Annotated in this window: 11 protein-coding genes; all 11 read left to right on the forward strand. The window is 40.6% G+C overall.

All coding sequences use genetic code 11. The annotated features are described in order from the left end of the window. Window positions 1–1,795 (forward strand): preprotein translocase subunit SecA (locus tag COT81_05565; protein ID PIS04604.1); only part of this gene is annotated, 1,795 nt, incomplete at its 5' end. 95 nt (window positions 1,796–1,890) lie between these two features. Then, window positions 1,891–2,154, forward strand: coding sequence for a hypothetical protein (locus COT81_05570; GenBank protein PIS04605.1), 264 nt, complete (start codon window positions 1,891–1,893; stop codon window positions 2,152–2,154). A gap of 78 nt (window positions 2,155–2,232) precedes the next feature. Then, window positions 2,233–2,724, forward strand: a complete 492-nt coding sequence (locus COT81_05575) for a hypothetical protein (protein PIS04606.1) — start codon at window positions 2,233–2,235, stop codon at window positions 2,722–2,724. A gap of 5 nt (window positions 2,725–2,729) precedes the next feature. Continuing rightward, on the forward strand, window positions 2,730–2,951 hold the full coding sequence (locus tag COT81_05580; GenBank protein ID PIS04607.1) for a hypothetical protein: 222 nt from the start codon (window positions 2,730–2,732) through the stop codon (window positions 2,949–2,951). Window positions 2,952–2,994: 43 nt separating this feature from the next. Next, complete coding sequence (locus COT81_05585) at window positions 2,995–3,240, forward strand: HicB family protein (GenBank protein PIS04608.1); 246 nt, start codon at window positions 2,995–2,997, stop codon at window positions 3,238–3,240. Next, complete coding sequence (locus COT81_05590) at window positions 3,233–3,448, forward strand: hypothetical protein (protein PIS04609.1); 216 nt, start codon at window positions 3,233–3,235, stop codon at window positions 3,446–3,448. Before COT81_05585 ends, COT81_05590 begins: the two co-directional genes overlap by 8 nt. 3 nt (window positions 3,449–3,451) lie before the next feature. Beyond that, on the forward strand, window positions 3,452–4,180 hold the full coding sequence (locus COT81_05595) for a hypothetical protein (GenBank protein ID PIS04610.1): 729 nt from the start codon (window positions 3,452–3,454) through the stop codon (window positions 4,178–4,180). Between the two features lie 8 nt (window positions 4,181–4,188). Next, window positions 4,189–4,803 (forward strand): hypothetical protein, encoded by a 615-nt coding sequence (locus tag COT81_05600; protein ID PIS04611.1) that lies wholly within the window; start codon window positions 4,189–4,191, stop codon window positions 4,801–4,803. A gap of 1 nt (window position 4,804) precedes the next feature. Next, window positions 4,805–5,143 carry a tRNA-binding protein gene (locus tag COT81_05605; protein PIS04612.1) on the forward strand — a complete coding sequence of 113 codons (339 nt, stop codon included), beginning with the start codon at window positions 4,805–4,807 and terminating at the stop codon, window positions 5,141–5,143. A gap of 329 nt (window positions 5,144–5,472) precedes the next feature. After that, window positions 5,473–6,030, forward strand: a complete 558-nt coding sequence (locus tag COT81_05610) for a hypothetical protein (GenBank protein PIS04613.1) — start codon at window positions 5,473–5,475, stop codon at window positions 6,028–6,030. A gap of 4 nt (window positions 6,031–6,034) precedes the next feature. Beyond that, window positions 6,035–6,576, forward strand: a 542-nt coding sequence (locus COT81_05615; protein ID PIS04614.1) for a hypothetical protein, incomplete at its 3' end; no start/stop codon positions are given.

The following is a 6,576-nucleotide window of genomic DNA, read 5'->3' on the forward strand; positions in this document are numbered from 1 at the left end:
TTTGTTTAAAAAAGATAAAGATTATGTCGTTAAAGATGGCGAGATTGTGATTGTGGATGAATTTACCGGCCGTTTAATGCCCGGCCGCCGTTACAGTGAAGGCTTACATCAAGCCATTGAAGCTAAAGAAGGCGTTGAGGTGCAACGCGAAAGCATGACGTTGGCGACTGTTACTTTCCAAAATTATTTTCGCCTATACGAAAAATTATCTGGTATGACTGGTACCGCAGCTACTGAAGCAGAAGAGTTTGCCAAAATTTATAATTTGGAAGTCACTGTGATTCCAACCAACAAACCAATGGTGAGAAAAGATAAAGTAGATAAGATTTACAAAAACGAGCGCGGCAAATTTAAAGCAATAGTGGAAGAGGTGAAAAAACGCCATGAAGCCGGCCAGCCGGTTTTGATTGGTACGATTTCGATTGAAAAAAATGAGATGTTAGGCGAGTATTTCAAAAAAGAAGGGATTCCGCACGAAATGCTTAACGCTAAAAACCACGAACGCGAAGCCATGATTATTACCCAAGCGGGTAAACCTGGAGCGGTTACGATTGCCACTAATATGGCTGGACGAGGCGTGGATATCATTTTAGGCGGCACCCCGTATGATGAGGTTGAATATAAAAAAGTGATTGATGCGGGCGGTTTACACGTTATTGGCACCGAACGCCATGAATCCAGGCGTATTGATAATCAGTTGCGAGGTCGTTCAGGACGCCAGGGGGACCCAGGCAGTTCCCAGTTTTTTGTATCTATGGATGATGATTTGATGCGAATTTTTGGGTCTGACAGGATGCAGCGCGTGATGGAAACTTTGAAAGTACCAGAAGATATGCCGATTCAAAATAAAATTATTTCTAAATCCATTGAGCAGGCCCAAAAAAAAGTTGAAGGCAATAACTTTGATATTCGTAAACGGTTGGTTGAATATGATGACGTTTTAAATAAGCACCGGGAAGCGATTTATCGCCGCCGTCGAGAAGTTTTGCATAACGACGATATTAAGGCTCAAATTCAAGACATGGTGGAAAACGAAATAACCAATGTCGTATCTTTTCACACCGCCGTGGAAGATGAAAAACAATGGGATTTAAATGAGATTTATGAAGTGGCAACTACAATTTTTCCGCTAACTGAAAAAGAAAAAATAGAGATTAAAGATTTAGGGGCTGGAGCAGGGGATAAGAAAAAAGATGCTGATGCCAGGACTAAGATTATTAATTATCTAAACGATATTGCCAAAAAGCGCTATGAAGAATTGGAAACGCACGTCACTGGGCTTTTGGCAGGGCAAGAAAAACCGATGAGGCGGTTGGAGAAGCAATTTTTATTACGCGCGATTGACACTTTGTGGATTGAGCACCTTGATGCTATGACGGCGCTTCGTACTGGTATTGGTTTACGCGGCTACGGTCAAAAAGACCCGCTAGTTGAATACAAAAAAGAATCTTATCGGTTATTTAACGAACTGCAAAATTTAATTCAACGCCAAGTTGTATACTCTATTTACAAAGTAGGTGAAGGAGCGCAAATTGCTCAAGCCGCAGTAGCTAATCAGGGCGTACAATTAACCGCGCCGGCCAAAACCGCTGACCAAGGCCAAACGCAATTTTCCAGTGCTGGCGTTGAAGCGATGGCCAAAGAAGCCAAGCGTCGCGTAGCTAACACTGAGCAACACACCCAGCAAACTCAATTTGAAGGCGCTAAAGTCGGACGTAACGAGCCTTGTCCTTGCGGAGCGGTGAACGATGACGGAACGCCAAAGAAGTTTAAAGCGTGTCATGGGAAAGTTTAGAAGTCCAAACGTTGTCACGGGAGGTAAGGAAAAAAACCACCGGCTCCATCTTTGCCCCCTCTAAAGAGAGGGGAGAATAATAAGAAATTGACGGCATGGATAATTTAGAACAAAAAATTAAAAAGATTGAAGAGCGTAACGAAAAAGTTGAAGCAGATAAAGCATGGGAAGTGAGTTGGACACGCCGTGGCTTGCTGGCGTTGTTTACGTATTTAGCGATTGGGGTTTATTTGCGCGTTATTGAAGTTGATAACCCGTGGTTAAACGCCATCGTGCCATCGTTTGCCTTTATGATTTCAACGCTGACCATGCCGTGGTTTAAAAAAATGTGGTTAAAAATGCGTAATCATAAGAAATAATCAAAATGGCAGACGATTTAAAAATAATTTTAGGCTCTCAATCAAACGAAAGAAAATACATTTTAGAAAAGTACGGGTATAACTTTAATTGATGAAAGTAAAATCCGCGATGATGATCCCGAGAGGTTGACGGCTGCGCTCGCACAAGCTAAGGCTGATGCCTTGCTTCAAAAAATTAAAAGGCCAGCGCTTTTAATTACTTCTGATAATCTATGTGTGTGTAATAACGCCGTTCTGGAGAAACCGAAAGACGAAACAGAAGCGCGTTTAATGCTTGATATGGTAGCGAAATATCCAGCGTACTGTATTAGTGCTGTGGCAGTGACTCACACCGGGAGCGGCAAGCGTGCCGTTGCTGTTGATAAGGCAATAGTGCATTTTAATCCTATACCCAAGCATGTACTAGACCAATACATTGCCGAAGGGCATCCGTATGTTCGTGCGGGGGCATTTTCAATTCGTCTCCCGCTTCTCCAGCCGTATATTGATAGAATTGAGGGCGATATTGAGTGCGTTATTGGGTTATCAATGGCGCTAACAAAAAAATTAATAGCAGAAGTACAAAACTGAATAATATGGTGAAGTTAAAGAGTAAACAATCAAACGATCAGCTACTTAAGGCGATGTTAGGATTAATTAAGAAGCGTCCCGGTATTCGTCCGCGAGAAATGCATACAATTTTAGGATTGGAACATTCGGCACATTTACGAAATACATTAATCAAACGAGGATTAGTGAAAAAGCAAAGAAAAGGCGCCGCAGTGCATTATTATCCTTTTAAAACAGGCAAAAAATAGGAGTATTGCTTCGGGCAATAAAAGGTGTTAGACTAAAATTACTATGCTGAGCGAATTTATAGAGAAAAAACTCAAGACTGCACAATACAAACTCTTGAAAGATAAAACCTATTTCGGGGAAATCCCAAGCCTTCAGGGAGTTTGGGCAGAGGCTAAGACACTGGAAGATTGTAGAGGAACGTTGCGTGAAGTTTTAGAAGATTGGATACTGTTAAAAATACGCAGCGGCGACACCATCCCTGGTTTTAAATTAAAAGTAGACCGGCGCGAGATGGTCAAGAATGCCTAAAAATATCTCGTGGAGAAAACTCGTCAAGCGCTTTCGTAAGTTTGGGTTTGATGGCCCCTATTCAGGCGGCCGTCATTTGTTTATGATAAAAGGAAAGCTAAAAGTTCGTATACCTAATCCGCATACCCGCGACATCTCCAAGCACCTATTGTCTGAAATTTTACGCCAAGCAAATATTGAAACAGATCGGTGGGAAAATAAAAAGTAATGTATGAGCCAAACCAAGCTACTCTATCTAGAAAATTTTGAGCTTTTGGAAGCCAAATCAAAAGTAGAGTCGGTCAGTACTGAAGATGATAAAACAGTAATCACGCTAGACCAAACAATTTTTTATCCTCAAGGCGGGGGACAGCCATGTGATCAAGGAACGATTGAATCAGGAGGCGCGAACTTTATAGTTGAAGAAGTTCGGTTTGTGGATGGAGTAGTAAAACATATAGGGCATTTTGAATTTGGTGATTTTACGGACGGTGATGAAGCCACAGGTAAGGTGAACGCCGCGCGCCGGCAATTGCACAGCCGTCTACATTCAGCCGGGCATATAGTTGATATGGCTTTAAATGGATTAGGGATTAATTGGATGCCAGTCAAAGGTTATCATTTTCCGGAAGGGCCTTATGTTGAGTACCAAGGCGACATTAGCGAATTTGATAAAGAAAAACAAAAGAAGAAAATTGAAACCACATGCAATGATATTATTAGAAAAGGAGCACAAACTAAGTTAGTTTTCATGGATAAAAGCGAAATGAGCACGGTGTGTCACCATGTGCCCGATTACATCCCGATAGATAAACCGAGCCGCGTTGTCATGTATGGCGATTTTGGCGTACCCTGCGGCGGTACGCACGTGGTAAACTTAAAAGATATTGGTAGAATTACAATTAGAAAAATAAAGGCCAGCAAAGGTAATATTAGGGTGGCCTATGACGTTGAAAATTAATTTTACAAATGAGTCTAAAAGATACGTATGACAAAATAGCTGAGGATTGGTTTGCAGTACATAAAGTGGATAGCTGGTGGCATGAAGGCATAGATAAGTTTATCAGCTTAGTCGGCCAAGGGGGGACTGTGCTGGATGCCGGCTGCGGCGCCGCGGTAAAATCAAAATATTTGTCGCAAAATGGCATGAAAGTCACTGGTGTGGATTTTTCTGAAAAAATGATAGGCATTGCCAAGCGCGAAGTCCCGGCGGCTGAATTTTTAGTCGGCGATATAAAAGACTTAGATTTTTTGAACCAAAAATTTGACGGTATATTTGCTCAAGCCGTATTGCTGCATTTTCCAAAAGATGAAATTAGTGAAGTTTTAAATTCATTGCTTAGTAAGCTAAACCCTGGCGGCTATATTTATATTGCGGTAAAAGCTAAACGGTTGGATGGCCCATCAGAAACTACCATCACTCAAAATGATTTTGGCTATGAGTTTGAGAGATTCTTTAGCTTTTTTGCTTTAGAAGAAATAAAAGGCTTTGTATTAAAGGCAAATTTGAAAATAGTTTATGAAAACACCGAAGATACCGATATTGATGATTGGATTCAGTTAATAGCTCAAAAACTTGAATAATATGAAAAAGATATCATATTCGGACTTTGAAAAAGTTGATATTCGGATCGGCAAAATTATTGCCGTAGATGATTTTCCGGAGGCACGTAAGCCGGCGTATAAATTAAGCATTGATTTTGGAGAGGAGATAGGGGTTAAAAAATCTTCAGCTCAAATCACAACTCACTATACCAAAGAAGATCTTTTAAATAAGCAAGTTATTGCGGTTGTAAATTTTGAGCCCAAGCAAATTGGCCCATTTATCTCAGAAGTTTTAACTTTGGGTTTGCCTGACGAAAACGGGGAGGTCGTACTATTGCAGCCAACCCATGATGTTCTCATAGGCGGAAAAATGTTTTAAAGAATCGTTATCCTAGGCTCCGATGTTCATCCTGAGTAGGCATTAGCCTACGTGAGGATCTCAGGCATGCCCCTGGGAGGGATTGCTACGTCGCCTGTGGCTCCCTGCCTGCCGGCAGGCAGGCTCGCAATGACAAATAGAGAAAGAGCTGACGAGCCAAGCAGTTCGTTTTTTGATATACTATTGTTTGTAACCTTTTAGCCAATACCTCGTATAATTTTACAGAGGGTAATTAAGCAAAAGGTTATGTTAAAAAAAATAAAAGAGTTTTTACGGCCGGGGGTTTTGCAGCCTTTAAGCCATAAAACTTTGATAACCATTGGCTTAACATGGAGACAAGCGAACTACAAGCCATCCAGGAGTGCCAACAGGGAAAATTAGACTCGTTTGGCGCTTTATATGATTTGTATATTAAAAAAATTTACAATTTTATCTATTACAAAACTTTGCATAAAGAAACGGCTGAAGATTTAACCAGCAAAACTTTTATTAAGGCCTTAGATAAAATTGGCACTTTCAAAATTGATCAGGGAACTTTTTCAGCTTGGATTTACCAAATCGCCCGCAACAACGTAATTGATTATTACCGATCACAAAAACAAGAAATTGACATTGAGGACGTTTGGGATTTAAGCGCTAAACCATTTAAGGCAGAAGTAGAAGCTAAGATGGAATTAGAAAAAGTACAAAAGTATATTCAAGGCATCCCATCCGAGCAAAGGGAAATAATAATCTTACGCGTTTGGGAGGGGCTGTCGTATAAAGAAATTGCTGATATTGTCGGCAAAAATGAAAATAATTGCAAAGTTATATACTCAAGGGCAATGTCAAAATTACGTCAACAAATGCCGTTAAGCTTGTTACTAATATTCCTTTTAAACGTTTAATTATATGAAGTCAGAAATTAAAAATTTATTAGCTGAGCTTTACGAAATTGACCCGAAGCTAAAAAGTCATGAAAAAAAGTTAATTGTCCTAATTGAAGAATTGCTATCCAGCCGGCCGGCTGCGCAAATCGATGAGGCGTTTAAACGCCAATTAAGAAAAGAAGTACTAGCAAAGGCTAAAAAGCTTAGCGCTGACACCCAAGAAAATTTTATTACCAAATTTATGAATTTCAACAAATTACAATACGCTTTAGGCGGTGGTTTAATTGCCTTAATTATAGCCATTCCTTTGGCCCGAAGTCTGTTTAGCCCTAAAAATATTAACGAGCAGTTACCACAACTATCATTTTTGCCAACCTTTAATACCGTCAAAGACAATGCCTTTGGTAATTTAGCCCAATTGGATGAAGCTAGCCCAGAATCTGCAGCGTCCGCATTATCGGCTGAGGGACGCGCCAGAACTCAATCTGGCGGTGGCGGTGGCGTTGGTTCATCAGGAAGTGTGGCGCCAAGGTTAATTTATCCAGCGCCGGAGTTTATTAATGT

The organism is Candidatus Buchananbacteria bacterium CG10_big_fil_rev_8_21_14_0_10_42_9, from assembly GCA_002773845.1.
Lineage (GTDB): Bacteria > Patescibacteriota > Patescibacteriia > Buchananbacterales > 21-14-0-10-42-9 > 21-14-0-10-42-9.